General features: G+C 42.2%; 1 protein-coding gene and 1 pseudogene. Both read left to right on the top strand.

Translation table 11 applies throughout. From position 1 onward, the window contains the following. Positions 1-293 (top strand): His/Gly/Thr/Pro-type tRNA ligase C-terminal domain-containing protein (locus tag R7R78_RS28080; RefSeq protein ID WP_263856349.1); only part of this gene is annotated, 293 nt, incomplete at its 5' end. A gap of 163 nt (positions 294-456) precedes the next feature. Then, positions 457-585 (top strand): annotated as a pseudogene (locus R7R78_RS28085) (DUF533 domain-containing protein); the annotation flags it as partial.

Genomic DNA, 585 nt, shown 5'->3' on the forward strand with positions numbered 1-585 from the left:
AAGTAGCAATCGTGCCAATGAATATGCACAAATCTGAGCGCGTAAAAGAAGCAGCAGAGAAGCTATACGCTGAACTAACTGCTATGGGCATCGAAGTTCTATTTGATGACCGTAAAGAACGCCCAGGTGTGATGTTCTCTGACATCGAGTTGATCGGTATCCCTCACACTATCGTGATTGGCGATCGCAGCATGGATGAAGGTAACTTCGAATACAAAAACCGTCGTACTGGCGAGAAAACTCCAGTAGCGATGGCGGATATTGTTGAGCACGTTAAATCTCAACTTAAATAAACGCCTAAAAGGTTTCGATTAAATAAAAGGGTTGGCTTCGGTCAACCCTTTTCTATTGTCCTCAGAAATGACACTGACCCTAATTTCTTTACTATTCATTTCGTTAATCTTTGGTTCAGCTTGTTGTTTGTACACTGATCTCAACATTTACAGGAGGTCAGTTATGGATTTAAAAAGTCTTCTAAACCAAGCGCTCAACTCTGATTTACTCAAACAAGGTGCTGGCGCCCTGGGTAAGCAAACTCAAAACATCAAAACATCATCCAGCTCTAGCCAGTTCAAAACTCTCGGC

The organism is Vibrio sp. 2134-1, assembly GCF_033339495.1.